This is a genomic window from Robertkochia flava (assembly GCF_020166515.1).
GTDB classification, from domain to species: Bacteria; Bacteroidota; Bacteroidia; order Flavobacteriales; family Flavobacteriaceae; genus Robertkochia; species Robertkochia flava.
Map to the genome: position 1 here is coordinate 398,233 of NZ_JAINZT010000006.1, position 26,330 is coordinate 424,562.

The following is a 26,330-nucleotide window of genomic DNA, read 5'->3' on the forward strand; positions in this document are numbered from 1 at the left end:
ATATTTCCGAAACCAACCAATCTTAGGCGATCCGAAGGTCATATCTCCTGTATCCCCTGAGGGGTTCACTATGAAATTTTGAAAAACTGAATTACTTATGAAAAATGTGCTTTGCTTTAGTATACTTTGGATTTTTCTGACTTCTTGTCAAAAGAACGGCCAGGAGGCAGAGCCCATTGATTTTACCGTCAATTATAAATTTTCCTCAGAGATCGATCAATGGGTAAAAGAAGATACCACAGCGTGGAAGTATCAGATCAGTGCCGTAGATTACGCTACCAAAGGCGATTACATGAACGCCCTCCATCACTGGGATTTGGCCATGGGCGGCAGAGAAGTAACCTATACCCAAACAAAGATCGATTCTATTAACAGCCTTTACCGCCAGGTTCCGGCAAAAGAATATATCCTTGAAAGGGCAAAAAATGAACGAGTCATAATTATCAATGAAGCCCATCACAGTCCGTTTCATCGGTTTTTCACAAAGTCTATGCTTCAGGAATTATATGATTTGGGATATAGAAACCTTGGCCTGGAAGGCCTGTATAACGGTACTGAAAAAGACTCTTTGTTAAATGAAAGAGGGTATCCTGTTCAATCTTCAGGGTTCTACATGAATGAGCCTCAGTTTGGAAACCTGGTCAGAGAGGCGATGGAAATCGGGTTTCATGTATTTCCCTATGAACAAACATCAGGGGTTAATAACACAGAACGTGAAATTGAGCAAGCCAGATTTATAGAGGAGTTTATCAGATCGAATCCCGATGGTAAGTTTTTAATTCATTGTGGCTATGACCATGCTTACGAAGGCGAGCACGGCTGGTGGGGCATGGCCATGGCAGGCCGACTTAAGGAATACACAGGCATAGACCCTCTCACGATCAATCAGACCTTATATGCTGAGAAAGGGGATCCGAAATTCAGGCACCCTTTTGCCAAAGCGATCGGTGCAAAAAAATCTGTGGTACTCCTGGATACAGCAAACCAGCCGCTTCAGGCAAAAAGTGGGGAGGCCTATACCGACATCACTGTTTTTCATCCAAATACCAATTATGTGAACGAAAGGCCGGGATGGTTATTTAACCAGGTCAATTCGGAACAGGAAATAGATATAGCCCCCTTTAAATTACCCCTTCCCCTCTTTGTAATGGCTTTTAAAGAAGGAGAGGATATCCATCAGGCAGTTCCTGTTGATATTACAGAGGTGTCCAAGGAGGGTGACAAGGCCATTCTGGCACTTGAAAGCGGCACTTATACTATTATCGTGACCAATAAAGAACGATCCTTTAAATTTAAAACAGAAGTTAATTAACTTGTGCTTAAAAACCCTTTTCGAATCCTCCGGAAAAACTCCAGCCATAAAGGGTGAAAAAAAATAAAAAACACATGAAACCAACCAGGCTATTCGTTACTGTCGGGTACCAAAGAATATCCAACCGAAAAAGGACCTCCTCCATTTTCTGGTTTCAGACCTTAGCCCTTAAACCATTATAAAATGAGCGAGGTAGAATACCTGTACAATCTTTTTACCTTCTGTTTAACGATACTGTTTTCGTCCTATCTCTTTATCAACGGGATAAAAGAACGTCCGGGGAATATCGGTATAGGCTTTTTTATTTGCTATATGGGTCTGGAAAGCCTTGATGCCCTTCTGGTTCAGTCATCATTCTACCTTCAGCATCCTAATTTATATTTACTCATCCCTTCTCTCGGGTTGCTCTTGTACCCGGCCTTTTATTATTACATCAAGAGCACGGCCTTTATCGGAACCCGGCTAAAATGGATAGACCTGATCCATTTGGCGCCCTTTGTAATTATATGGGTTATCCTGCTTGCTGAATATTATTTACAGCCTGTGGAAGTCAAATTGCAAATAATGACCCATCGCGGCGAAATGCCCTGGTTCATCAGCATGATCTATTATGCCTTGCGCATTCAGGGGTTGATCTACATGGTCCTGTCTGTCAGGGTGATTTTACGATTCAGGGCTATTGTAAGAGAACATTACTCCACAAAGAACAAACGAAATTACACCTGGTTGCTGCAACTTACCATTGTCTTCGTATACTACGGCCTATCTACATTGATCTTTAATATTAATCGTTTTGGTGTGCAGATGCTTCCCGGGGAAATCACCTATTATATTTCTGCATCGGTCTCCCTGATCTTTATAATATGGATCATCTACAAGGCATTGTCGCAGCCCTATTTGTTTAACGGAGTCGATGCCAATATCAAATTATTAAAGGAATACCTGGCTGAAAAAAAGAAAAACCATGAATTTGAGGTCAAAGCAGAAGACACCGATCAGGACCTCGCATTAAGATCAAAACTGGATACCTATATGGCTACTGAAGAAGTCTTCCTGGATCCATCATTGACCATTTTTGAGCTCGCGAAAGGGATCGGCCTGACAAGTGCCGAACTGTCTCTTTTTCTGAATAAAAATCTAGGCAAGAACTTCTTTGAATTCATTAATGAATACCGGATCGAAAGGGCAAAGAAAATACTGGAAGACCCGGATAAAAAACAGTTAACGATCCTGGAGATCTTATACGCCATCGGCTTTAACTCAAAATCTTCGTTTAATACCGCTTTTAAAAAGCATGTGGGAAAAACACCTACCGAGTACCGCAAAGAACATGTAAAATAGGCAGTTCCAAAAAAATCCGAACGCTTCAAAATAAAAAGTCGAACCCATTTTATTGAGAAAATTTGGTTCGACTTTTTTATCAGGTCGATTCGCATGCGTCCTTGTGCCATCTTTGACCCATCGTTAATTACAATCAAGCATTATGAAAAGTATCAGTTTACTTGCCTTGTTCTCACTTTTTTCATTACTGAACACGGCACAGGAAATCGCGGTCAAGACCACCTTGAGCAATTTAGAGCGATCAGTAACCCAGGGCGACACCAACCTGGCACTGTCCAACTTTAACTCCAAACAGGAGTCCTTTTATAACGACCAAAAGAGATATCTGGCCAACCTGACCAGGCGGGACAGCCTGGACTATAGTCTGGAGGTCCATACGCTTCACCTTTCTGCAAATAACCAGACGGCTACAGCGGTGGTTTTAGAAACGGCACGTTATTGGAAATACGATAGAACGCAAACAGATATCGGATTTAAAACCTATACGCTGGAATGGACCCACGATCGGTGGATGATCAATGCCGTAACGGAACGGGTATATCTCAAGGGAAAGCACCATGAAATTCAGGCAGACTTCTTTCCTGAAAAAGGCACTATGAACGCAGAAGCCATAATTGATCTCGATATTGTGGAAGAGGGTGAAAAGGCGATCCTTTTTTGGCTTAACCGAGGATTAAAGGTCGACCGCCTTGAAGACGTCCATAGCCATCCCATTGCATTTACACGCAAAGACCTTGCAATCATCATTCCCCGGGACCATGCCTTAAAGAAAGGGGAAAGTCTTTCTCTGAAGATCCATTACTCCGGATCTTTCTATAATGAGTTTAAAGAACTGGGCTATGGCTTAGCAGATATAAGTGAAGAAGGGATCTTTGGCAGCTGGGGAACCGACTGGTATCCTAAATTGAATGGCCCCCTTTCTAAAGCTAAGGCCTTGCTCAAATACACTGTCCCTGCCGAATTGATCGTAGCGTCTGTTGGCCGTTTGGAAGAGCAATCAGAACATGGCGGTAAAGTGACCTATACCTATAATGTGAATACCCCTATGGACTATACCTTCAATGCCAACCGGTTTATCCTATACAGCCATGAGGTGAACGGGGTCCAGGTAAATGCCTATTTGATAAACGGGTCTGTGGAAAAGGCGAAAATGTATGCTGACAACGCAGGGAAAATGATCGAATTCCTGACAGGACTCTACGGTGTTTTTCCCTGCGACAGCTATGGAATATCTGAGGTCCCCATAGAAAAGGTATTAGGTCTGGGCGGCTCCGGAGGGCAGGGCTTGAACTATTATCCCACCCATACGTTAAGAGATGAAACCTTCGAATTTCCGCTAATAGCACACGAAGTGGGACACATCTGGTGGGGAGGCCTGGTCAACTCTGATATCCATGCCGGAAAGCTCCTTGACGAGGGCATGGCTCAGGTAAATGCGTTTCTTTGTTACCGTCACTTTTACGGGGAAAGCGCCATGTGGGACTTTATCAATAATGGCAGCGATTTGTTCTCCAAATCTGCCAGGTTCTATTTCAGACAGTTTAACAGCAGCAACGACTTCCCTATCGGGGTTTATGAGGAAGAGCGATCGAATGACTATGCGGTAATATCCTACCTTAAACCCCACTTTATTATGGCTATGTTAATGGAGACCATTGGGTATGATACTTTTATCAAGGGGATCAGGCGGATCATTAACGAATACTCCTCCGACAAACGCCTGGATATTCCGGCGATCAGGAAAGTTATGGAGGAAGAAAGTCAGCAGGATCTGGGATATTTCTTTAACCAGTGGTTTTACAGGGCAGGAGCACCGGAGTTTACCCTGCAATACAATTCAACCAAAATGGACGATGGCAGGTATCTGGTAGAAGGTCATGTCGATCAGGTACGAGAGGTCTTTCAGGTCCAGGCAGAGATCCAATTGTCCGATCCGCACAATACGGTTACCAAAAAGATCCTGATCGATCAGTCGAGCACCTCATTTTCCTTCCTCGTCGAGTTTGAACCCGCATTGGTGCAATTTGATCCTCACCATAAAATATTGCGTTGGTCCGAAAATGTCGCCCACCTGCATTTTCTTAGCGAGGGCCTGAAAGCCTATTACTCAGGAAATAAGGTCCTTGGTCTTGACAAACTAGAATTGTACCTCAAACATTATCCCTATGATCCCACAGGCCATGTTATCATGGGAGAAATATTCATAAATGAAAAAAAGTATGACCTGGCAGGGAAACACCTTCGGTTTGTAATTAATGAATATGAAACGCTTGGCAGGATGTCTTATGATATACCCCTGGCCTATGCCTTAATGGGAAGCTTGAGTGAAAAGGAAGGAAAGCCGAATCAGGCCCATCGTTATTTCTCCAAAGCACTCAAAATGGTAAATATAGAAGGTTCGCATACCATGGCTAAAGAGTACTTCTCCAGGGTCAATAATCCTGTTGAGCCATCAGGGATGTAAATTGGCTAATGTTTCAAAAAGAAACAGGCAGACCAGTAATTAATTTCTTTCTCCGGAAAGCGATACAATTATTAGAATACATCCTGGCTTACTTTCACCCCAGGAATACCATTAAACCGGCCCAACCCAGAACCTTAGTCTTAACGACAGTGTTGCATTTGGAAGGGACAAATCCACCTGGAGGTGACCAACCCAGGCTTATAACTACCCTTCCTTAAAAAAGGAGGGGACTATTGATCAAATTCGAAAATGGGTGAATAAAAGGTTCTTCGTTTTCACTTCATCACTTCGCAACCTCTTATCCCTGCGGCACCTGGTATGGAGCTAACTAAAACCTGTTATCTCCATCCAGCAGGTCGCCAAGGCCGCCAAGGACAGATCCTTCGCCACGGCTTTTTCCGCCTTTTCTCGGAATAGAGGCCAGTACCCTTTCCGCCAATCGGCTAAAAGGCAGCGATTGTATATAAACCACCCCGGGGCCGCGAAGCGTTGCATAGAACAGTCCTTCTCCTCCGAACACGGTATTTCTGATACCTCCAATAAATTCGATATCGTAATCGATATGCTGGGTAAAGCCCACAATACAGCCTGTATCCACCTTCAAGACCTCTCCGGCCTTTAGCTCCCTGCGGGCCAGGGTACCTCCTGCATGGACAAAAGCCAGACCATCACCCTCGAGCTTTTGCATGATAAATCCCTCACCCCCGAAAAGTCCTCTTCCCAGGCGTTTCGAAAATTCGATTCCCACAGAAACTCCTTTAGCAGCACATAAAAATGCATCTTTCTGGCAGATATACTTTCCGCCATAGGCCGTAAGATCTATGGGTACAATCTTCCCGGGGTAGGGAGAAGCAAAACTTACCTTGCGTTTTCCTGCTGTACTGTTCAGGTAAGCGGTCATAAAAAGACTTTCTCCGGTTAGCAGTCGTTTTCCGGCAGAGAAAATCTTCCCCAGAACACTGTTATCCTGGTTGGATCCATCTCCGAAAATAGTGTCCATTCGAAGTCCCTCCTCCATCATCATAAAACTTCCTGCTTCTGCAATGACAGCTTCCTGAGGATCCAGTTCGATCTCTACGTACTGCATTTCTTCCCCGTAAATATGATAGTCGATCTCGTGTGCGTTCATGCTTTGAAATTTTAATGGGTTTTCTTTTATAGTATAGGTGATAGGAGAAATAGAAATGTTACAGCTATTTACCGGATTTTTTCTTCAGGGTCCATTCAAACTCAAAAACCGCTACCACATCTCCGGATGCATCCTTTCCCTCTGCCTTCATCCAGCAAGTATGCCCTTGATCTGAAGCTATAACCTCGTTCAAAACCTTATCCAGGGCGTTCCCGTCATTACAGGTAAACCGAATTACACCCTTTGCTTTTTTTAAAAATGTAGCCTTATTGGTAATTACCAACATGCTAACGGGCACCTTACAGGCCTTGATCCTGGACATGACCAGAACGCCCGTAGCCAATTCTGCCGCCATTCCCTGTACTGCCCAGAACATCGAATTAAAAGGATTCTGATTGATCCACCGGTGCTTTACCCGGGTTACGGCAGTAGCCGGCGAAAGGGATTCCACCCTGACCCCGGTTATCCAGGCAGCAGGTAATTTTAAGAGTAAGAAGGTGTTGAGTTTGGACGGAGTAAATTCCATATGATCCTTTTTTAGAACACCTAAATTATTGATTATTAACCAGACCCAAACGGACATGAATTCTTAAATAAATGTTAAATTTAAGTACTTTGTATTGCATAATACCTTCTTTTAGATATATATTTGTATAAGAAATTACATGGTAAAGGAAATTATCTGCTATAACATCAATCAATAATCAAAAAAACAATCATGGACACCACCATCAACAAACATCAAATGAATTTGGCAGCGATCATCCACATTTCGACTTTTTCGAAATATTTCATCCCTTTCGGGAACTTTATCCTGCCCATGATCATCTGGATCTCTAATAAAGGACAATCTGCTTTCGTGGATGAGAACGGAAAGAACGCCCTGAATTTTCAGATCAGCATTCTCTTGTACAGTTTGTTTCTTGGCATTCTTTGTATTCCCTTTTTGCTGTTTTCGGCTTTCGATTTTATACAGCTTGCCAACCTTTTGGAACACAACACCCACGATATCGATCTTCCGGTGAGGAGCCTGTACGATCTGAGTATCGGAATGATCCCGGTAGGCATCGCAGGATTACTGATCTTTGCCCTTTTTATTGCCGATGTGCTATGTACCATTCTGGCAGGCATCAGGGCCAGTAAGGGCATCCTGTACCAGTACCCTATAACAATCAACTTTATTAAATAGCACCACATGTAAAAATTCATCCATCAATCATCAATCATCAATCAATCAAAAAACGAACAGTTTAATTTAAAGCATTATGTAACCATGAATATAGAGAACACAAAGGCGCAAATGAGGAAAGGGGTTTTAGAGTACTGTATTCTTTCCATTCTGGAGAGTGAAGACCAGTACGCTTCCGAGATCCTTGACACCTTAAAAGACGCCAAGATGCTTGTAGTGGAGGGAACGATCTACCCGCTGCTCACCAGGCTGAAAAATGCCGGTCTTCTCACCTATCGTTGGGAAGAATCGACTTCCGGACCACCGAGAAAATACTATGCACTCACCGAGGATGGCACCAACTTCCTGAAAGAACTGGACACCACCTGGGACGAATTGAGAAAAGCAGTTAACCTAGTAACCCGATCAAAAAGCACTAACAATGAATAAGACAATCAACATAAATCTCGCAAATATCTTCTTCCATATCGATGAAGATGCATACAGAAAGCTTCAGGGCTATCTTGACGCGATAAAAAGGTCATTCTCCGGCCCCCCCGGAGGCGACGAGATCATGGCCGATATTGAGGCCCGTATTGCTGAACTCTTTGCCGAACGTCAGCAATCTGACCGTCAGGTAATCACCACCAAGGAGGTAGACGAAGTGATCTCCATCATGGGGCAGCCTGAGGATTATATGGTAGACGAAGAGCTCTTTGAAGACCAGGAGCCTGCAGGGAAATCTTCCTACACCTACAAAGAACCTAAAAAACTCTACCGGGACACCGAGAACCAGTACGTAGCCGGGGTATCTGCAGGGCTTAGTCATTACCTTGGGATCGATGTGATCTGGATACGTTTACTCTTTATTTTTACTACGGTATTCTCCGGATTCGGACTGGTGGCATACATCCTGTTCTGGATCCTGGTACCGGAAGCTAAAACCACGGCAGAAAAAATTGCCATGACCGGAGAGCCTGTGAACATTTCCAATATTGAGAAAAAGATAAAGGAAGGTATCGATACAGTTACTGAAAAGGTGAAGAATGTAGACTATGAGAAAATGGGAAAGTCGGTAAAGGATGGTTCCAGGGGATTTTTCGACACCCTTGGAAACGTGATCACGGTACTGTTTAGAATCGTGGGTAAATTTCTGGGGATCATCCTTATCATTGTAGCTGCCGCCACCCTGATCGCCTTGCTGGTAGGACTTTTCACTGCCGGTAGTGTGAATCTATTTGGCGAACAACACTGGACCGATCTGGTTTATATGAATGTAGATGCACCGCTATGGCTCATCAGCCTTATGGTTTTCTTTGCTGTGGGTATCCCGTTCTTTATCCTCTTTTACCTGGGGCTGAGAATTCTTATCAATAACCTGAATTCTTTGGGTAAGGTCGCTCATTTTTCCCTTTTGGCCATCTGGATCCTGTCTATTGCAGGGCTCATTTCTCTTGGAATTCAGCAAACCACCCAAAGGGCGATTTCGGGTAAATCCTCGGAAACCAGGAATTTGAGCATAACCCCTGCAGATACCCTGACCATTAGGGTGAATGCCAATCCTAAATTCACCGGAAGGTTCTTTGACGATAACGACTTTGATATCGTTTCTGTAGAGGGTAGTAAACACATTTATTCTGACGATGTGGAATTCTGGATCCGGAAATCGGATGAGGGCAGTGCTTATGTGGAAATACAGCGGCGGGCTACCGGGGCTTCGTATGACGACGCCTTCGAACGGGCAGAGCAGATCCGGTATAACCTGGATACTGAAGACCGTACCGTAAAGGTCGACAACTTCTGGACCACCGAATTCAGCAATAAATACAGAGACCAGGAGGTTGTGGTAACCTTTTACCTGATCCCGGGAACACGCCTGCAGTTCAACTCCCCTTCTCATTTATACTTCCGCACCCTTGGAGCTAACGGGTATACCGATTACCTGCAGGGACGCACCCAGCATACCTATGAGATCACCCGGGAGAATACCGTGGAATGTCTCGATTGTGAAGAAACCATTTCTTCCGAAAAAAATAGAACCAATACTCCTGATCCCGTGAACAAGACACAGGACCAGGATTCGGTTTCCCCGGCAACCCCGGATTTGGAAACCCTGTAAACCAATAAAAATCAATCATCAATCAACCGGGAGACCGGTAATCAAAATCAATAGTTATGAGCACCTTAGTCAAAATCATCGCCAGTTTAATCCTTTCCATGACCCTGTTTTCCTGTCAGTTCGATTTTATAGGACCCGGAGAAAAGGGTAACGGAAACGTAGTCAGTACCAACAGAAGTGTAGCTAGCGACTTCAATGCCGTGGAAGCCTCCGAGGGCCTCGATGTAATTATCAACCAGGACAACACCCATAGTGTTAGCGTGGAGGCCGATGAAAATCTCCAGGACCTGATCCTGACCGAAGTAAAAGGCAACACCCTGAAAGTACATTGCAGGAGCGCAATTGGAAGGGCAACCTCAAAAAAGGTCTTCGTGAGCATGCCTGAGATCAAAAAACTGGAAGGAAACAGCGGGGCTGACCTGTGGAGCATGGGCGTTTTAAAAAGTGATGCCATTCACCTGAAAACTTCCAGCGGAGCCGATATCCAGGTCGAAGTCGAAGCCCAGGATGTATTTCTTGAATCTTCCAGCGGATCAGACCTCGAAGTACGGGGAAAAGCAACCAATGTAAGCGCCCATGCCAGCAGCGGAAGTGATATCAATGCGGGAGGCCTTGATACACCAATGCTGTTGCCGAAGCGACAAGCGGGGCCGACATTACGGTAAACTCTTCCGACAAGATCGAGATCAAAACCAATTCGGGAGGCGATGTTAGCTATAGAGGTAACCCGGCTATTGTTCAAAAGAATGGCAGCATGCCCGAAAAATTATTTAAAGACTGAAAATCCCTGTACTTAACCGCATTAAACAACCAACCAAAAGAAAGCTGTCCGATTACGGGCAGCTTTCTTTTTAGCTGCAAACGTAAGCAACTTTCTGCAACACCATTCATCATAGAGCAAATAACAAAAAAATCCCCCTCTGGATCCAGAGGGGGATTTTCAATTTATTACAATCCTAAATCGGAGGTACCTTTAATTGACATCCCAAAAGATCGGGGTGGTCAGATCAACGGTAGGCACGTTATCAGGATTTCTAAGGTATTCAGTATCCGGGTAGTCATATCTCAGAATAAATTCTGAACCCAATGCATTATTGGTAGGCACTGTAAAGTCGGTATACTGGTAATTGAATCTTCTGGCATCCACCCAGGATTCCGGGTGCAGGAACATGGCCACATACTTCTCCTTAAAGATCAGGTCAAGGGTCAGGTTGGTTGCACCAACTCCAACAGCCGGATCGGCCAGGTATGCATCGCGGTCTGCTACAGCTACCCCCATTTTATCCATATTGGCTCCAATTCCTGCCAGATAGGCTTCATAAGCCGCGTTGGGATCTCCTGCCCGCAGCGCTGCCTCTGCCTCAATAAACTTAGTTTCAGCATAGGTGATTACCAACAATGGGGAATCTGCAGATGAATAATACCCGGAAGTGGTCAGGTAACATTCCTGCTGCACGGTACCATCGCCAATTCTCCCCTCTCCATTCACGGTACCTCTGTAGGTTACCCCGTCAGGAAGCGGATCTGTAATGAGCGGTAAGCGCGGATCGAACACCCCAAAGGTAGTACCATTCATGGCATCGATCACCTGCTCAGACAACCACCCTCCAAGAATAAGTCCGGCGTTATTCACCGCGATCTGACCCCAGGGGTTCCTGTTCTGGAAACTCTCTACCTGGGCATCGTCATCATTACTGGTGTAGGCCGAATTCAAGGCGTTTAATACTGCATTTGCATCATAACTCCCCATTCCTGTCAAGTGGTTCAGGTAACGGGCTTTTAAGGCATAGGCCGTTTTTTTCCAGGCCTCAATATCGCCCCCATGCAGAAAGTCGTTGGATCCCGGAACAACTTCTCCCAGGTTTTCGGTATTGAAATTTGCAATGGCTTCATCCAGTAAATTGATCATTTGCTGGTAAAGCACCTCCTGATTGTCATAGGTTGGAAACAGGGTCTGAAAATTGAGTGCTTCAGAAAATGGCACATCGCCGTATACATCCACGGCCATCCCCAGATTTAAAACAGTCAGGGTTTTGGCAATTCCCGCATAATGTACCGACTCGCTTTCTTCTGCGATGGTTCGCATATCATAAAGATCCGAGAGGATATCGTAGATACCTCCCCAGGTACCGTCGGTATTTACACGCTCATAAATATCGGTGGCACTGGCCTCATTAGGTGAAGCCAGGTATTGCACGTAATAAGAAGTAGTACCTCCAACGCGATACACATTGATACCGGAGTTATAGGTCGTATTGGCCAGCAATCCTTTTAAAGGAGGCTGTGTTGCAGCATTTGGATTTTCATTGATATCCAAATAATCGTCACAACCCGTCAAAGCGATCGCTGCAATAAATAGATATAATACTTTTTTAATCATAGTTCGCATGTTTAGAAAGAAAGTTTAAGGGTTGCTGCATAGGTCTTCAGACCGGGGTGAGCGGCCAAACCATTAAATCCATCGGCATTTCCGGGATTGATCGAACTTTCAGGATCCCAGCCGTTATAGTCGGTCCATAGGAACAGGTTCGTTCCGGAAAGGGAAAAGCTCGCTCCGGTAAGTCCCATATTGTCTACGAACGTACCTGGTAAACGGTAGGTCAGGCTCAGGTTCTGCAGTCGTACCCACGAAGCATCCTGAACAAAGTTCTCGGTAACTCCCCTGTAAATGGCACGGTAGTAACCCCCACTCAACGCTGTTAATCCGTCCGGAGCGTCTGCCTGTCCAAGGAAGGCCTCCTGGGTATTGGGCTGTCCGTCTGCAGTAACCCCGTCAAATACCACCACATCGTTTCTGTTGGTGGTGTAATCGGAGGTACCAAAGGCTGCCATAAAGTTATCCAGGTTGTTGAACTTCTCAAAGCCCTGACGGAAGTCAAAAGCGAACCCGAGGCTCAGGTTTTTATAGGTAATGGTATTGGAGATGTTCATCAGCCAGTCAGGCGTACTGTTTCCAATGATCTTCTGGTCACGGTTAATCACCGGGTATCCATCGTCTCCGATCAGGATCGGACGGTCGGCATCCAGTACCAACGGATCTTCATCCGCAGGGTTTTCGTAATAACGGGCATAGGAGGTACCAAGAATGGCTCCGTATGACTGTCCCAGATAAATTCCCTGAGAGGCCGAACTTCCGGCATAACCGAAGTCACTTCCAAGGAAAATCCCGTCGATATCATTAAAGATCTCGATCACCTCGTTGTTATTATTCGAGAAGTTCAGAAGAAAATCCCATCTGAAATCTTCACTTTGCACCGGGGTGGCGTTCAGAATAAGTTCAAGACCCTGGTTACGCAGTGTTCCCACGTTGGTGGTATAGGTGCTGTACCCCGTAGACAAGGCTACCGGTAAGCTCAGCAATGATGATTCTGCATCGGTGGTATACCACGCAATATCCACGCCCAGTCTGTTATTAAAGAATTTAAACTCTGCCCGTACTTCAAAATCCTTGGAGATCTCTGCCACCAGGTTAGGGTCGGCTTTGTTGCTTCCTCTTGTCCAACCGGTCACATCCCCGATCGGGAAACCGGATGCTCCGGGAACATATACATCAGAAGTACGGTAAGGACTCGGATCGGAACCACGCTGTGCGTATGAGGTTCTGAATTTTCCGAAATCAAACCAATCCGGCATATCGAATAATTCAGAGAACACAAAAGATCCACTCACAGAATAATAGTTGAATGACCTGTTATCCGCTGATAAGGTCGAAGTCCAGTCATTTCTGTCGGTTACGGTCAGGTAAAGAAAATCGTCATACCCTAAACTCGCTTCCCCATAAAGTCCCACGATTCTTCTGCGCTCCTTGTACTGACTGGCGGTGATAATAGAAGCATTCTGTAAACTAAAGAAGTTGTATACATCCAGTTCAGATCCATTCGTAGTTACCCGGTCATAATCGCGCTGGAATACGTCCAGACCTCCACGAAGCGTCAGGTCGAACTTATCAGAAAGTTCATGCTGATAAGACATGATCAGGTTCGAGTTCAAGTCCATACTATTGATACGGGTTTCGTTTACATACCCTAAGCCATTATTTTCAAAAATGGCCTCATTTTCGATACCTGTTGGCCCGGGGGCGAAAGCGGTTCGCTGGTCGCTGTAGTAATCGATACCAAAGCGATACTGAACATCCATCCCGTCAAAAGGTTGCCAGTTAAAGCCCATATTACCGATCATGCGGTTTACGTCATCCACAAGGCGGTTGGTTTTTGCACCATAGATCGGGTTATTTCCGACTGCGCCGTCAAAACGGTATCCTTTCATGGTTCCGGCCAGTGGACCTTCGGTAAACTGATAATCGGTAACGTCCTTGGCCGGGGCCCAGTAGATCAAACGCGTATTAAAAAGATCCACATCCACACGGTTACCTCCCGAATTGATATAATTCGCTGAGGCGTTCACGCTGAAATTATCAGTAACCTGAACCTTTCCGTTGACCTTTGCTGAGATACGTCCGAAATCAGCGAAAGGTAACACCCCCTGCTGATAGAAATGTCCTAAGGAAGTGTAGAAATAAGCTTTCTCATTCCCGCCAGAGGCATCAAAGTGCAGATTGGTGTTATACCCGGTCTCATAGGCATTCTTGAAGTTGTTGAAGATTTCCTCCGGATGCTCCGGATCGATGGCTCTGGCCTCTTCCACAGTAGGTCCCCATGTTGGCCAGAAGCTGTTGGTGTCATAACTACCGGCAAACCCCTGGGTGTACTCATGCTGGGTTTTAGGGTACTTGTTCACATAATCGATCCCGCTGGTGGCAGAGACATTAAACTGGGTTCTTCCGGTTTTCCCTGATCTGGTGGTAATAATGATGGCTCCATTTTTTGCCCGTACTCCGTACAGAGCCGTAGCGGCACCACCTTTTAATACCGATATACTTTCCACATCGTTCAGGTCAAGATCAGACGCCCGGTTAGACATCCCCCGAAATCCTCCCCCACCTACGGTAAAGGTATCATTGGAGATCTGCACCCCGTCAATAACGAACAGTGGCTGGTTGTCTGCATTGGGGTCAAGGGAGTTCACCCCACGAATCACGATCCTCGATCCTTGTCCGGGAGCTCCACCTCCACGGGTAACCTGCGCACCGGCTACTTTACCCTGAAGGGCATTCACAACGTTGGTCTCCGGAACGTTGAGGATCTGTTCGGTGTCTAATTGCTGGGAGGCATATCCCAGTGCTTTTTTGTCACGTTGTATCCCCAGCGCCGTAACTACAACCTCATCAAGAGATTCGGCATCGGTTTGAAGGGTAACGTTTACGGTTGTTCTTCCTTCCACAGGAACTTCCTGTGTTTGCATTCCCACAAAGGAAAATACCAGCACATCGTCGGCAGAAGCCTGTATACGGTATTCCCCATCAAAATTTGATGAGGTACCCTGGGAGGTACCTTTAATCATGACAGATACTCCCGCAAGTGGGATACCTTCCTGGTCGGTAACAGTTCCCGTAACGGACTGCGCAATACCAAAGGCAAAGCACCACAACGACAGCATCGTTAGAAACAGTTTTTTCATATAATTTGATTTAGTTTGCAAGAAAAATAATACTTATTTGTAAGAAAACAGCATTTTACTGCATAAAAGTTCTTAAAAAAACATGGACAACTGCGAAATAAGATGCTGTTTTGCAGTAAGTTGAAATGTGAAAAACTTCTGTATGAAGACGATTTATACTGGGAGAGCCCCATTTTTACTAATACCCGGGGAGCTACGCTTAAAAATATAGCAGTTTCAGGTATGATGAGCATTACAGCAAAAAACCGCATTTTGTTTTCACAGAACTATGCCCATAAAAAAACCCTGGCTCAGGCCAGGGTTGGTATGCAGGATACAGGTATTGTTAACGGTCGGCGTCTTCCTTTACCACAAGTCGGAAACCTTCCCCGTGTATATTAAGGATCTCAACGAGATCGTCTTTTTTAAGATATTTTCTGAGCTTGGCGATATAAACATCCATACTTCTGGAGGTAAAATAGTTATCGTCTCTCCAGATCTTGGTAAGCGCGAGCTCCCTGGGCATCAGATCATTTTCGTGTAAAGCCAGCAACCTCAGTAATTCATTTTCTTTAGGCGACAATTTTATGGGCTCTTCCTCTTTATAGGTTAGGAAACGCAATTTAGAATTCAGGTGGAAATTCCCGATCTGGAATTCAAACTGTTTGCTGTCGGCCAGGGATTCTGTCGATTTTCGCTGCAGGATGGCCTTGATCTTGAAAAGTAAAACTTCTGAATCGAAGGGCTTATTCAGGTAGTCATCTGCCCCTACCTTGTACCCTTTCAATACATCCTCTTTCATGGTCTTGGCTGTCAGGAAAATGATCGGGATGTTCTCATCCTTTTCCCTGATCTCCTTAGCCAGGGTAAATCCGTCTTTGTATGGCATCATCACATCGAGGATACACAGATCAAAATTTTCTTTGCGGAACTTCTCGAAACCTTCCATGCCGTTCTTGGCGAGGGTCACATCGAAATCGTTCATTCCCAGATAATCCTTGAGTACTACTCCGAAATTGGGGTCGTCTTCTACCAATAAGATCTTTTTATTTACTGTTTCCATATTTTTATATTAAAGGTAACTTTATAAAAAAGGTACTTCCTTTATCTTTTTCACTTTCTGCATACACTTCTCCCTGATGGTCGTCAACAATGCTTTTTACATAGGCCAGTCCAAGACCATGCCCCTTTACATTGTGAATATTTCCGGTTGATTCCCGGTAAAACTTCTCAAAGATCCGCTTTAAAACCGCCTTACTCATCCCTGCTCCCTGGTCGGAGATACGAATGACGATACTGTTCTTTACATTTTCTGTATACACATCGATTTGAGGGCGTTCAGGCGAATACTTATTGGCATTATCCAAAACATTCACCAGGATGTTGGTCAGGTGAAACTCACTGCCCAAAATTTCGGTTCTTGAGGCATCCAGATGAAGGTTCACTTCTCCTCCCCGATCTGCTACGATCAACTCGATATGATCTACAGCATCCCGGATCAATTCATGCACATCCACCTTATCCTTGGTAATATCCAGCTGGTTTTTTTCCAGTTTAGATATCCGCAGTACGTTTTCGACCTGGGCGTGCATTCTTTTATTCTCATCCTTGATCATTTGCAGATACCGCATCACCTTGGACTGATCTTCAAGAACTTTAGGATTTTTAATGGCATCCAGCGCCAGATTGATCGTCGCAATAGGTGTTTTAAACTCATGCGTCATATTATTAATGAAATCCGTCTTGATCTCTGAGATCTGCTTTTGCCGGATAAGCTGATACAACGCGCTGGAATAAGCAATAATGATAATCAGGGTAAAGATCACTGATAACATAGCCATTCCCAGAATCGAAGAGATCAGAAAGCGTTTTTTCTTGGGAAATCCGATCAGCAAATTGTAGCTGCTAATGCCTTCACTGTCTCTGAAGATCGGCGTTTTATAGGAAGAGCTGTGCAACCCTTTAAATCCGTCTGTCTTCACCCGGGTAGGCAACCCCCAGCTATAGATCCCGAATTCATAATCCAGATCTATACTGTGGTTTCGAAGTTCCTGCTGCAACACCAGGTCAATATCCTTAGCATCTACCCTGGAGTGAATCGGGAGTCGTTTTGCACGTTCCCTGAACATCTCTTCCATGGCGATACGATCGATCTGATCCAGGTTTCCGATCTTTTCTATACGCTCCACCGGACTGTACACCCTGCCGTCGATCCCGAACTCTTCCCGATAGATCTCGGTGGTTCGTTTGGAGGTGTAATTTCTCAGGATCAGCGAATCCGTACTGTTTTCAATGAACGAAGGGGGAATCTGATAATCTTCCTCTAGAATACCGTGCCTGTAAATAAAAGTCTCATTGCTGCGGTTATCCGGAATAATAACCATGAATTCCTTGAATTTACTGACTTCAGAAAAATCGAGACTATCATTGAGCTGCAGGTAGTAGTCGAGGGTCTCCCGATACTCCTTTTCCTCCATTTTGGTCGCCACTTCCTGAAGCACCTGCGAAATGGTATTAGAAAACTGTTCTTCCTTATCTTCCACCGCCGTCTTGATCCAATACCCCTGAACGAAAATGATACCGATCAAAGACAAGCTCATCAGGACCACCAGAAGAACAAATAAGCGTCTACTCATTCAGTCAAAATTAAAGTTTTGAAATCACCTTTGTTAACCATTTAACCTAACGTTAACAAAAATGTTAAAATTTTTGAGGTTTTTTAATTTTTAACATAAAAACAGTGAATTTTTTTCACTATCCTCAATGTTTCCTCCAAATCAATGTTTTCTATCACATAATCTGCCAGGGGAATTTTTTGCTCCTCAGGCCATTGATTTTCCATACGTGCAAGCACCTCTTGCCTGCTTACCCCATCTCTTTTGATCACCCTGGAAATCCGGATCTCCTTTGGCGCGGTAACCAGGATCACCTGGTCACATTTTGCTTGGCCTCCATGCTCAAATAAAATAGCAGCCTCATAGATCACATAAGGCGATTGCTGCCTGCTGTACCACAATTGAAAGCGCTGGGCCACTGCAGGATGAATGATCGCATTAAGCGCATCGAGAAGTGTTTTATTATCAAAGACAACAGAAGCAATATACCTGCGGTCCGGAAGGTTGTCCACAAAGGCCGAATCCCCGAGCAAATCACGTACCTTCTCTTTCACCGATTCATCTTCCTCCAGCAGTTTTCGCGCCTCCAGGTCTGCAATAAAAACAGGGACCCCAAGTTCGCCGAACATGGCAGCTACGGTTGATTTACCGCTCCCTATTCCTCCGGTCAGTCCTACGATCATGATCTGTTGATTAAATATTCCACCTTATTGTCAAGTAAGGTCACCTCTCTCACAAAGGATGGTTTCTCCACCACCTTTGGCAGTAGGTAAGCCTGATTGGCACTGATATCATTATAATCGCACACTACACGGAACCCTGAAGGCACCATGCGTTTCAGATCACTGATACTCGCCTTACACAACAGGCGAATGTTTCTGGGAAAGGTTTTGATGGTCACGCCTTCAGGAATATTTTCCACCACAAGGGGCACTTCCAGTATCTTTTCTGAAAACCGGGCCACGGTTCCGGTAAGTATCACTGCAGATTGCTCCAGTTCGATCTTACGAATCGAATCGGGGATCAACACCCTTACCCTGCGATTAAAATCTTCCTTAACTCCTTTCATCATTACTTTTTCAGTAACCAGGCTGTCTATAGCCATTACCACATCTTCCGGCCCTTTGATCTCAATACTGTCCGGAACCACTTTAAGGGGCTCCGAATATTCGTGATCTTCCTGGAAATTCACGGAGAGATCAGGAACCACTTTCACTTTTTTAAATTTATTCTCTCCAAGGGCCAGCCAAAGGGTATCCTTGAATACCCGTCGAACCTCAATACCTCCATACTGATCTTTCAGTTGCGTTTCCAGCTCCTTTCGGCTTAGAAAATACCGTTGTCTTCGGGAACTAAAGGAAGCTACATCCAAAGACAGGTCTTTTCTGAATAATTTGTAGTTGAGCAAACGGTAGCCGCTCGCATTCACACTGGCATCAACAAATCTGTCGGGATCTCCGAGCATGAGTTTCTCTTTCGGAACATTATTATAGGTGAGATCCAGCCGGATCACCGAGGTATATATATCGGCCAGGGTGATCATCAACCAAATTATAAAGGAAAGTATCAAAAACCCCAGAAAGGCAAGGGATTTTGGTTTCTTTAAGGCCTGGGTTACTTTTTTTACCATAGGGCTTATCTGTTAAAAAATAAATTCGGAAAAACCTGCTCCGGATCTTTACCCAGTAAATTAATTAAAAAATGAGAGCGAACAAAGGCCGTTCCATATCCAAAAAACTGCACCAGCACCGCAAAAACCGCCATTAAGGCCACCTTAACAGACTTCTCTGCACCCAGGGCAGCCAAAAACACAAGGGCAAAATACACGATATAAAAATACCCGAGGAAGGTCCATCCAAACAAAGACGTAATCAGGGCCAGGAACAGCCCCGCTGTAAAGATCGTCGGAAACCAATAGGTAATTCGTCGTGTATGTGGATGCCAGGAATTCAAAATGGGCCGTACCATTCCGAATTTCTTTACCTGGGTATAAAAGCTTTTCCAGGATATTCTTCGCTTGTGATATACAAAGGCTTTTGGAAAAAGCCTGGTCATAAAGCCCGCAGCCCAGATCCTTATGGTGAGGTCCGGATCTTCTCCGGGATGAATCACTCCAAAGCCTCCGGTTTGCTCAAAGGCTTTCCTGGAGATCCCCATATTAAAACTTCTGGGCTGGAACCTGCTTACCGCTTTTTTACCTCCCCGGATACCTCCGGTGGTTAAAAACGAGGTCATCGCAAAGTTGATCGCTTTTTGCAGGTCAGTAAACGAAGCATGAGCCGCATCCGGCCCCCCGAAACAATCCACAAAATCCCGCTGCAACTCTGTCTCCACCTCCCGCAAATAGGAAGTTGGCAACAGGCAGTCCGAATCGAGAATAATAAAATAATTACCCTGTGCATGACGCATGCCGTAATTCCTCGAATCCCCGGGTCCGCTGTTCTCTTTTTTAAAATAAGCGATCCTGAGGTGTTCCGAATATTCCTCCACCACAGCCTGCGCATCCTTCTCAGAGCCGTCTTCAACGATCACCACCTCAAAAGGGGTCTCCCCTTCCAGAAGTGTCATGCTGTGAAGTAACTCCCGAATCTCCCGGGGTCGGTTATATACCGGTATAATAAATGAAAAAGATATATTCATAGCTCGTCGTGCAGGACGCTTTGCGAATCCTCCATGGGTGCAAAAGTAGGGATTCTCAACATAAAAAAGGCCACCCTACTACAGGTGGCCTTTTCATACTCATATTCGTTTGGTTATTCCATAAATTTTTCCATCACTTCATTGCTTACCCCGGTATTGGAGAAACCACCGTCATGGAAGAGGTTTTGCATGGTCACCTTTTTGGTGAGGTCAGAGAACAGACTCACTGTGTAGTCTGCACAGTCATCGGCCGATGCATTCCCCAGTGGGGACATTTGCTCTGCATAGGCAATAAACCCGTCGAAACCTTTAACCCCCTGTCCTGCGGTAGTTGGCGTTGGCGACTGGGAAATGGTATTTACACGTACCTTTTTATCTTTTCCGAAAAAGTAACCAAAGCTTCTTGCGATCGACTCCAGGTAAGCCTTATTATCGGCCATATCGTTATAATCCGGGAAACTACGCTGAGCGGCCATGTAGGTCAGGGCAACAATACTACCCCACTCGTTCATGGCATCCTTCTGATACAGGGTCTGACATACCTTATGGAAGGATAACGCGGAGACATCCCATCCTTTTTCGGTAAACCCGTAATTCTGATCGGTATAGGCTCTTCCTTTTCTCACGTTGACGGACATCCCGATGGAGTGCAGTACAAAATCGATCTTTCCGCCAAGAATCTCCATTGACTTTTCCACCAGGTTGGCCAGATCGTCCATATCGGTAGCATCTGCCGGAATGATCTCCGATCCGGTTTGCTCTGCCAGGTTCTTAATCTGACCCATACGCATGGCGATCGGAGCATTGGTCAATACAAATTCTGCACCTTCTTCGTGCGCCCTTACCGCTGTTTTCCACGCTATTGAATTCTCATCCAGGGCTCCGAAGATGATTCCTTTCTTACCTTTTAATAGATTATAAGACATATGCTTAAATGTTAATTTTGCTTATCAGTTGTTTATTGCGGGTCAAAAATATTGAAATTATTCTAAAAAATTTTGAAACACCCGCATTTTAAGGTCCTTGCCCCTTAAACACCTCAGGCTTTGGTAGTGAGCAATTCCCTGGCATGGGCAAGGGCAGAGTCTGATAATTGTTTCCCTCCCAGCATTTCTGCCAGCTCCTCTATACGCTCCTGTTCCTCCAGGGCCTTCATACTGGAAACGGTCTGTCCTGCCTCATCGGCCTTAAATACCTTGAATTGTTTATCTCCCTTTGCTGCTACCTGGGGTAAGTGCGTAATGGTAAACACCTGCATGGTAGCGCTCATCTCCTTCATGATCCCCGCCATTTTGTTAGATACCTCCCCGGAAACCCCCGTATCGATCTCGTCAAACATAATGGTAGGAAGTTTCATATAACGGGCTAACATGGATTTGATAACCAACATGATCCTGGACAACTCCCCTCCCGAGGCCACCTTCTTCAGTTCGCTGAACACCCCTCCTTTATTCGCGGAGAAGAGGAACTGCAGATCGTCTTTCCCATTGCCTCTTAAATCATCTGTTTCCTCCAGCTGGATATCAAATTTTGCATTTGGCATACCCAGCGGACCTAAGGCGCTTTCCAGGTTCTTTTGCAGCCCGGGAACCACCTCTAATCGTTTCGCCCGGATCTGCGATGCCAGTTCCTCCAGCTGGGTTCTGAGTTTTTCCGCCTCAGCCTCCATCTGTTCAATACGCTCATCCAGCCCCTCTGTAGCTAAAACCTTATCTTCCAGCGCTTTTTGAATGGCTATTAATTCATCCATTCCGGCAACCCCGTGTTTTTTCTGCAAATCATAGATCTGCTGCAGGCGCTCATTGGTACGCTCCAACAACTGAGGGTCATCTTCCAACTCCTCCTCCATGGTCTTGAGCTCATTTCCCGCATCATCGAGTTCCAGGAAGGCAGACTCCATTCTTTTGGCGAGCTCCTGATATCTTTCCCCAAAAGAAGAAAGTTTTTTCATGGCGTTCTTCAGGTCAACCAATTGCCCAAGAACTCCAAACTGTTCCGATTCCAGCAGCTGCACTCCATATCCCAGTTGTTCCTTGATGAACTCCACATTATTGAGCTTCTCATAAGTTTCTTCCAGCTCTTCGAGCATGCCGGCTTCCAGTTTGGCTTCCTGCAGCTCCCCTAACAGGAATTGATTGTAATCGTACTCCCTGAGGGATTCCCGCTTTTCTTCCTGTAGCCGGGATAATTGTTTACCCAAGGATCTCCATGTCTTAAGTTTGGCCGAATAAGCCTCCAGCAATTCAAAATTCCCGGCTACTGCGTCGAGAAAACGAAACTGAAAATCGTTATCGGTTAACTTCAGGGTTTGGTGCTGAGAATGAATATCCACCAACTGCTCTCCCAACCCGGAGAGTACCGTAAGGGTTACAGGGGTATCATTAATAAAGGCCCGGGATTTTCCACAGGGAAGGATCTCCCTTCTCAAAATGGTCATTTCCTCAAAGTCAAGATCTTCTTCTTCAAAAAATGCATGCAATCCATACCCGCGAATATCAAAGGTGGCTTCCAGAATACACTTTTCTGAAGCATCTCTCAAACTGTTCAGGTCTGCCCTTTTCCCGAGGATCAGCGACAACCCTCCAAGCAGAATGGATTTACCGGCCCCGGTTTCTCCGGTTATGGTAGTAAAGCCCTCGTTAAAGCTCACCTGGAGCTCATCGATCAGGGCATAATTTTTAATACTAAGAGATTTTAACAAGGTCTTTGATTTTCCCCCAAATATAAAGGTATTTTACAGTCGAAAAAAACAGGAGGATCAGTTAATCCTCGACCAGGTATCACTGTATAGCGGGGCTATTCTGGAAAGGATGCTCACCAGGGCACTTGTATCCATTTGCGGACCCCCGCTAAAGACATTGGCGATCTCTTCGGATTTGGCATCAAAGAAGGTTTGAAGCACAAAGGAATTTGGACGGTTTTCGTTAAGACGCTCAAAAAGATTCATCGAGGCTGCCATGGAGCGCTTGGCCAGCAAGGTGTTCTCGGTCATACCATCCAGCCCTAATCGGTGGTAGTTATACAGTGCCAGCCGGTATTCCCTGAAGGTATTAGACAAGAGGTTATCGACAAGCTCCCAGCGGGTTCTGTTCCCGTCGGTTTGCTGCCATCCCTGATACCCGCTCCCCTGAGCAAGCCCGACGATATTCTGCGCCTGTTTAAAAAAAGGAGTGCCTCCCTCCCTGGAAAAGGTATCGGCATCGATACCCAGGATCACGTACACATAATAGGTGATCACCGCCGTAAGGTTAGATTCAAACACGTTAGGATTATAGAACAGCGGCTGAAACTCCACATAATTAAAACTGAACTGCTTGTCCTGGTGGTTAAAAACCGGAGACTGATAGGTACTATTAAATACCGGTCTGTTTGACTGGATCTGCAAGGTACCCGAAAAACTGCTGTTCTCGTAATCGGTGATGGTTAGCAACATACTGCACTCAATGCGCTTTTCAGGCGCTACCTCCCGATTGCTCCACCGTGTTTTATTGATAAAATCGTTGAGGGATCGTTCCAGGGTACGGAAGATCTGCTGGTTGGTTTGCTCGACCTGATCAGAATTTACTATAACCGTACAGTTAAGCTCCTGGGCCGAAATGTTGAGTCCCACCAGTAAAAGGATGAAAAAACTAATTTTCTTTAGCATCAAAACGAAGAAGAATTTCATTAAAAATATCCCCCGCCACTTCGGCTTTGGATTTCAGGGGGAACGATTTCTCTGTTCCGTCCTTGCTTATAAAAGTAATTTTATTTGTCGGTTTTCCAAAACCTGCGCCCTCATCCATCAAGGAATTGAGCACAATAGCATTGAGATTCTTCCTCCTGAGCTTTTCTCTGGCATTTTCCAGCTCATTCTGGGTCTCCAGGGCAAATCCAACAAGGTACTGCTCTTTTTTCACGGATCCCAGGGAAGCCAGAATATCATCTGTAGGCTCCAGAGGGATATTCATGGAGGCTGTTTTCTTTTTAATCTTTTGACCAGCCACCTGTGCAGGCCTGTAGTCGGCTACTGCGGCAGCCATGATGGTTATTTGGGTGTCCGGATAATGGCGATGCACCTCTTCGTACATCTCCCTGGCTGTAGAAATACGGATCAGTTTAATGCCGGGATTTTGGATCTCCAGATGGGTGGGTCCCGAGACCAGAACCACCTCCGCACCAAGCGCTGCTGCTTTGCACGCCAGCTCGAAGCCCATTTTTCCCGAGGAATGATTACCGATAAACCTCACCGGATCAATAGGCTCGTAGGTGGGACCTGCCGTAATGAGCACCTTTTTCCCGTATAGTGGGGCAGCGGCCTTAAGATGCTCCTCTATAAAGTCTACAATAGCATCCGGTTCGGCCATACGCCCTTCTCCGACCAGGCCACTGGCAAGTTCGCCATGGGCAGCCGGAATAACGGTATTCCCGTATTCCTGTAATTTTTTTAATGAATTGGTGGTGGTGGGATGCTTGTACATGTCCAGGTCCATGGCAGGTGCCACATACACCGGACATTTAGCAGAAAGGTAGGTCGCCAGCAGCAAGCTGTCGCAAACCCCATTTGCCATTTTAGAGAGAGTATTTGCCGTGGCAGGGGCAATAACCATAAGATCCGCCCATAACCCCAGGTCGACATGGTTATTCCAGACATCATTTTCATCCTCCTCGTTGGTAAAGGAAGACAGCACCGGATGTTTGGATAATGTAGAAAGCGTTAAAGGGGTGACAAAATCTTTAGCACTCTCTGTCATCACCACTTTAACGCTAGCTCCGGCCTTGATAAGACTTCTTACCAAAATGGCCGATTTATAAGCGGCTATACCACCGGTTATCCCAAGCAGAACTTTCTTGCCGCTAAGTATGGACATGCCCTACTCTTTTTCAGTATTCCTGTAATAAATCTTATCGTTAAGCCACTCTTCGATCGCAATAGCGTGTGGCTTAGGAAGCTTCTCATAGAACTTAGACACCTCGATCTGCTCCTTATTCTCAAAGATCTCTTCAAGACTATCGGTATAGGTAGCAAACTCCTCGAGTTTCTCGATAAGCTCTTTTTTGATTTCTGCATTGATCTGATTGGCACGCTTTGCCACTACAGAAATAGCCTCGTAGATGTTCTCTGTTGGCGCATCGATCTTGTTACGGTTATAGGTAACGGTCGAAACCGGCGCTTCAGAATTTCTAACTTCACTCATGATATAAGTTATTTACTTAATTGTTCTAATTCGTTATTGATATCCGCTATCATACCTTCGGCTTCCTCCATGTACTCACCCTGTTCATAGTCCTTTTTCAACAGGTTAAACGTGGCCAGCGCATTATTGAGTCGCTCTTCCCGTTTGCTGTAAATACTGTTCATGGCCAGGTTATACTCTGCCGTTAATTTGTAAAACAAAGCATCCTCTCGGTATTCAGACCCGGGATTATCCTTTAAAAATAATTCAAAAGCCTTTATAGAAGCAAAATAATCGGATATGGTGTTGTATTGTTTCGCTATTTCAAACGACTTCTTATCCAGCTTGGCTCTTAATTCCTGTACCATGGCATTGGCTTCGTCCAGATACTGTGAGTCCGGGTATGAATTAATGAAGGCCTGAAGCCGGTCTACAGCCTCATTGGTATCAGACTGATCGAGACTGAATCTTGGAGAGGTCATGTATTCACTTTTTGCCCCCAAATAAGCAGCCTCTTCCGCCTTTTCACTTCTGGGATATGACTTTGCGAATCGTTCAAACTGATAGGCAGACTGATAGTACTGCTCTTCCTGGAAATAACTGTCGGCGTAGAAATAAATGATACGCTCGCCCTGAGGTTTTCCTATATAATTGGGAACGATCTGATCGTATAGTCGTATGGCCTTTTTATAATCTCCTTCATTGTAGAGCTTTTCAGCCATATCATACTTCTTCTTCGTATCATCCTCTTTGAGTACTTTTTGATACTCACTGCAGGAAGAAAAAAGAACAGAGGTTACAATTCCAGCGATAAGGGTTCGGTAGTTCTTAATCATCGGGCAAAATTAGCTAATTATCTTAAATATTAAAAACAATTTACAAAACGGTAA

General features: G+C 45.2%; 23 protein-coding genes. 8 read left to right on the forward strand and 15 right to left on the reverse strand.

Annotated elements, in window-relative coordinates; genetic code table 11:
* The first annotated feature begins 97 nt into the window (after positions 1-97).
* The 3 genes from K7R11_RS10895 (at position 98) to K7R11_RS10905 (ending at position 5,117) form a co-directional block, all read left to right on the forward strand.
* A complete protein-coding gene (locus K7R11_RS10895) occupies positions 98-1,312 on the forward strand; it encodes a hypothetical protein (protein WP_224490705.1) in 1,215 nt (404 codons plus the stop codon).
* Positions 1,313-1,495: 183 nt separating this feature from the next.
* The gene (locus tag K7R11_RS10900; RefSeq protein WP_224490708.1) at positions 1,496-2,653 is read left to right on the forward strand and encodes a helix-turn-helix domain-containing protein; all 1,158 of its coding nucleotides are present in this window, start codon (positions 1,496-1,498) and stop codon (positions 2,651-2,653) included.
* 142 nt (positions 2,654-2,795) lie between these two features.
* Complete coding sequence (locus tag K7R11_RS10905; RefSeq protein ID WP_224490710.1) at positions 2,796-5,117, forward strand: M1 family aminopeptidase; 2,322 nt, start codon at positions 2,796-2,798, stop codon at positions 5,115-5,117.
* A 328-nt stretch (positions 5,118-5,445) separates the two neighbouring features.
* Here K7R11_RS10905 and K7R11_RS10910 read toward each other — a convergent pair whose 3' ends face one another.
* Positions 5,446-6,246: a TIGR00266 family protein gene (locus tag K7R11_RS10910; protein WP_224490712.1), complete on the reverse strand. Its 801-nt coding sequence runs from the start codon at positions 6,244-6,246 to the stop codon at positions 5,446-5,448.
* 64 nt (positions 6,247-6,310) lie between these two features.
* Complete coding sequence (locus tag K7R11_RS10915) at positions 6,311-6,772, reverse strand: DUF4442 domain-containing protein (RefSeq protein ID WP_224490714.1); 462 nt, start codon at positions 6,770-6,772, stop codon at positions 6,311-6,313.
* Positions 6,773-6,964: 192 nt separating this feature from the next.
* Here K7R11_RS10915 and K7R11_RS10920 point away from each other — a divergent pair, with 192 nt between their 5' ends.
* The 5 genes from K7R11_RS10920 to K7R11_RS15130 all read left to right on the forward strand — a co-directional run bounded on the left by K7R11_RS10920 (position 6,965) and on the right by K7R11_RS15130 (position 10,314).
* A complete protein-coding gene (locus tag K7R11_RS10920; protein ID WP_224490715.1) occupies positions 6,965-7,435 on the forward strand; it encodes a DUF4870 domain-containing protein in 471 nt (156 codons plus the stop codon).
* An 84-nt stretch (positions 7,436-7,519) separates the two neighbouring features.
* On the forward strand, positions 7,520-7,864 hold the full coding sequence (locus tag K7R11_RS10925; protein ID WP_224490718.1) for a PadR family transcriptional regulator: 345 nt from the start codon (positions 7,520-7,522) through the stop codon (positions 7,862-7,864).
* On the forward strand, positions 7,857-9,533 hold the full coding sequence (locus tag K7R11_RS10930; RefSeq protein WP_224490720.1) for a PspC domain-containing protein: 1,677 nt from the start codon (positions 7,857-7,859) through the stop codon (positions 9,531-9,533). Before K7R11_RS10925 ends, K7R11_RS10930 begins: the two co-directional genes overlap by 8 nt.
* A gap of 56 nt (positions 9,534-9,589) precedes the next feature.
* On the forward strand, positions 9,590-10,198 hold the full coding sequence (locus tag K7R11_RS10935; protein WP_224490722.1) for a head GIN domain-containing protein: 609 nt from the start codon (positions 9,590-9,592) through the stop codon (positions 10,196-10,198).
* Entirely contained in the window at positions 10,189-10,314 is a 126-nt protein-coding gene (locus K7R11_RS15130; protein ID WP_410528198.1) for a hypothetical protein, read from the forward strand. Before K7R11_RS10935 ends, K7R11_RS15130 begins: the two co-directional genes overlap by 10 nt.
* A 192-nt stretch (positions 10,315-10,506) precedes the next feature.
* Here K7R11_RS15130 and K7R11_RS10940 read toward each other — a convergent pair whose 3' ends face one another.
* The 13 genes from K7R11_RS10940 to K7R11_RS11000 form a co-directional block, all read right to left on the reverse strand.
* Positions 10,507-11,913, reverse strand: a complete 1,407-nt coding sequence (locus tag K7R11_RS10940; protein ID WP_224490725.1) for a SusD/RagB family nutrient-binding outer membrane lipoprotein — start codon at positions 11,911-11,913, stop codon at positions 10,507-10,509.
* Between the two features lie 11 nt (positions 11,914-11,924).
* Positions 11,925-15,050 (reverse strand): SusC/RagA family TonB-linked outer membrane protein, encoded by a 3,126-nt coding sequence (locus tag K7R11_RS10945; protein WP_224490727.1) that lies wholly within the window; start codon positions 15,048-15,050, stop codon positions 11,925-11,927.
* 325 nt (positions 15,051-15,375) lie between these two features.
* Positions 15,376-16,092 carry a response regulator transcription factor gene (locus K7R11_RS10950; RefSeq protein ID WP_224490728.1) on the reverse strand — a complete coding sequence of 239 codons (717 nt, stop codon included), beginning with the start codon at positions 16,090-16,092 and terminating at the stop codon, positions 15,376-15,378.
* A gap of 4 nt (positions 16,093-16,096) precedes the next feature.
* The gene (locus K7R11_RS10955; RefSeq protein ID WP_224490730.1) at positions 16,097-17,665 is read right to left on the reverse strand and encodes a sensor histidine kinase; all 1,569 of its coding nucleotides are present in this window, start codon (positions 17,663-17,665) and stop codon (positions 16,097-16,099) included.
* 83 nt (positions 17,666-17,748) lie between these two features.
* On the reverse strand, positions 17,749-18,327 hold the full coding sequence (gene coaE / locus K7R11_RS10960) for a dephospho-CoA kinase (protein WP_224490732.1): 579 nt from the start codon (positions 18,325-18,327) through the stop codon (positions 17,749-17,751).
* Entirely contained in the window at positions 18,324-19,274 is a 951-nt protein-coding gene (locus tag K7R11_RS10965) for a CdaR family protein (protein WP_224490735.1), read from the reverse strand. The genes coaE and K7R11_RS10965 overlap by 4 nt, the downstream gene beginning before the upstream one ends.
* Positions 19,275-19,279: 5 nt before the next feature.
* The gene (locus tag K7R11_RS10970) at positions 19,280-20,284 is read right to left on the reverse strand and encodes a glycosyltransferase family 2 protein (RefSeq protein ID WP_224490737.1); all 1,005 of its coding nucleotides are present in this window, start codon (positions 20,282-20,284) and stop codon (positions 19,280-19,282) included.
* Positions 20,285-20,397: 113 nt separating this feature from the next.
* Entirely contained in the window at positions 20,398-21,210 is an 813-nt protein-coding gene (locus tag K7R11_RS10975; protein ID WP_224490738.1) for an enoyl-ACP reductase FabI, read from the reverse strand.
* Positions 21,211-21,323: 113 nt separating this feature from the next.
* Positions 21,324-22,985 carry a DNA repair protein RecN gene (recN, locus tag K7R11_RS10980; protein WP_224490740.1) on the reverse strand — a complete coding sequence of 554 codons (1,662 nt, stop codon included), beginning with the start codon at positions 22,983-22,985 and terminating at the stop codon, positions 21,324-21,326.
* Positions 22,986-23,042: 57 nt separating this feature from the next.
* Positions 23,043-23,930 (reverse strand): type IX secretion system protein PorD, encoded by an 888-nt coding sequence (porD, locus tag K7R11_RS10985; RefSeq protein WP_224490742.1) that lies wholly within the window; start codon positions 23,928-23,930, stop codon positions 23,043-23,045.
* Entirely contained in the window at positions 23,914-25,134 is a 1,221-nt protein-coding gene (coaBC, locus tag K7R11_RS10990) for a bifunctional phosphopantothenoylcysteine decarboxylase/phosphopantothenate--cysteine ligase CoaBC (RefSeq protein ID WP_224490745.1), read from the reverse strand. The genes porD and coaBC overlap by 17 nt, the downstream gene beginning before the upstream one ends.
* A gap of 3 nt (positions 25,135-25,137) precedes the next feature.
* Positions 25,138-25,461 carry a DNA-directed RNA polymerase subunit omega gene (locus tag K7R11_RS10995; RefSeq protein WP_224490747.1) on the reverse strand — a complete coding sequence of 108 codons (324 nt, stop codon included), beginning with the start codon at positions 25,459-25,461 and terminating at the stop codon, positions 25,138-25,140.
* Positions 25,462-25,469: 8 nt separating this feature from the next.
* Entirely contained in the window at positions 25,470-26,276 is an 807-nt protein-coding gene (locus K7R11_RS11000; protein WP_224490750.1) for an outer membrane protein assembly factor BamD, read from the reverse strand.
* Positions 26,277-26,330 lie beyond the last annotated feature (54 nt).

What these genes read in the sequence shown, in the direction of transcription:
- K7R11_RS10895 (WP_224490705.1), top strand. Translation starts at nt 98, where the DNA reads ATGAAAAATGTGCTTTGCTTTAGTATACTTTGGATTTTTCTGACTTCT.
- K7R11_RS10900 (WP_224490708.1), top strand. Translation starts at nt 1,496, where the DNA reads ATGAGCGAGGTAGAATACCTGTACAATCTTTTTACCTTCTGTTTAACG.
- K7R11_RS10905 (WP_224490710.1), top strand. Translation starts at nt 2,796, where the DNA reads ATGAAAAGTATCAGTTTACTTGCCTTGTTCTCACTTTTTTCATTACTG.
- K7R11_RS10910 (WP_224490712.1), bottom strand. Translation starts at nt 6,246, where the DNA reads ATGAACGCACACGAGATCGACTATCATATTTACGGGGAAGAAATGCAG.
- K7R11_RS10915 (WP_224490714.1), bottom strand. Translation starts at nt 6,772, where the DNA reads ATGGAATTTACTCCGTCCAAACTCAACACCTTCTTACTCTTAAAATTA.
- K7R11_RS10920 (WP_224490715.1), top strand. Translation starts at nt 6,965, where the DNA reads ATGGACACCACCATCAACAAACATCAAATGAATTTGGCAGCGATCATC.
- K7R11_RS10925 (WP_224490718.1), top strand. Translation starts at nt 7,520, where the DNA reads ATGAATATAGAGAACACAAAGGCGCAAATGAGGAAAGGGGTTTTAGAG.
- K7R11_RS10930 (WP_224490720.1), top strand. Translation starts at nt 7,857, where the DNA reads ATGAATAAGACAATCAACATAAATCTCGCAAATATCTTCTTCCATATC.
- K7R11_RS10935 (WP_224490722.1), top strand. Translation starts at nt 9,590, where the DNA reads ATGAGCACCTTAGTCAAAATCATCGCCAGTTTAATCCTTTCCATGACC.
- K7R11_RS10940 (WP_224490725.1), bottom strand. Translation starts at nt 11,913, where the DNA reads ATGATTAAAAAAGTATTATATCTATTTATTGCAGCGATCGCTTTGACG.
- K7R11_RS10945 (WP_224490727.1), bottom strand. Translation starts at nt 15,050, where the DNA reads ATGAAAAAACTGTTTCTAACGATGCTGTCGTTGTGGTGCTTTGCCTTT.
- K7R11_RS10950 (WP_224490728.1), bottom strand. Translation starts at nt 16,092, where the DNA reads ATGGAAACAGTAAATAAAAAGATCTTATTGGTAGAAGACGACCCCAAT.
- K7R11_RS10955 (WP_224490730.1), bottom strand. Translation starts at nt 17,665, where the DNA reads ATGAGTAGACGCTTATTTGTTCTTCTGGTGGTCCTGATGAGCTTGTCT.
- coaE (WP_224490732.1), bottom strand. Translation starts at nt 18,327, where the DNA reads ATGATCGTAGGACTGACCGGAGGAATAGGGAGCGGTAAATCAACCGTA.
- K7R11_RS10965 (WP_224490735.1), bottom strand. Translation starts at nt 19,274, where the DNA reads ATGGTAAAAAAAGTAACCCAGGCCTTAAAGAAACCAAAATCCCTTGCC.
- K7R11_RS10970 (WP_224490737.1), bottom strand. Translation starts at nt 20,284, where the DNA reads ATGAATATATCTTTTTCATTTATTATACCGGTATATAACCGACCCCGG.
- K7R11_RS10975 (WP_224490738.1), bottom strand. Translation starts at nt 21,210, where the DNA reads ATGTCTTATAATCTATTAAAAGGTAAGAAAGGAATCATCTTCGGAGCC.
- porD (WP_224490742.1), bottom strand. Translation starts at nt 23,930, where the DNA reads ATGCTAAAGAAAATTAGTTTTTTCATCCTTTTACTGGTGGGACTCAAC.
- coaBC (WP_224490745.1), bottom strand. Translation starts at nt 25,134, where the DNA reads ATGTCCATACTTAGCGGCAAGAAAGTTCTGCTTGGGATAACCGGTGGT.
- K7R11_RS10995 (WP_224490747.1), bottom strand. Translation starts at nt 25,461, where the DNA reads ATGAGTGAAGTTAGAAATTCTGAAGCGCCGGTTTCGACCGTTACCTAT.
- K7R11_RS11000 (WP_224490750.1), bottom strand. Translation starts at nt 26,276, where the DNA reads ATGATTAAGAACTACCGAACCCTTATCGCTGGAATTGTAACCTCTGTT.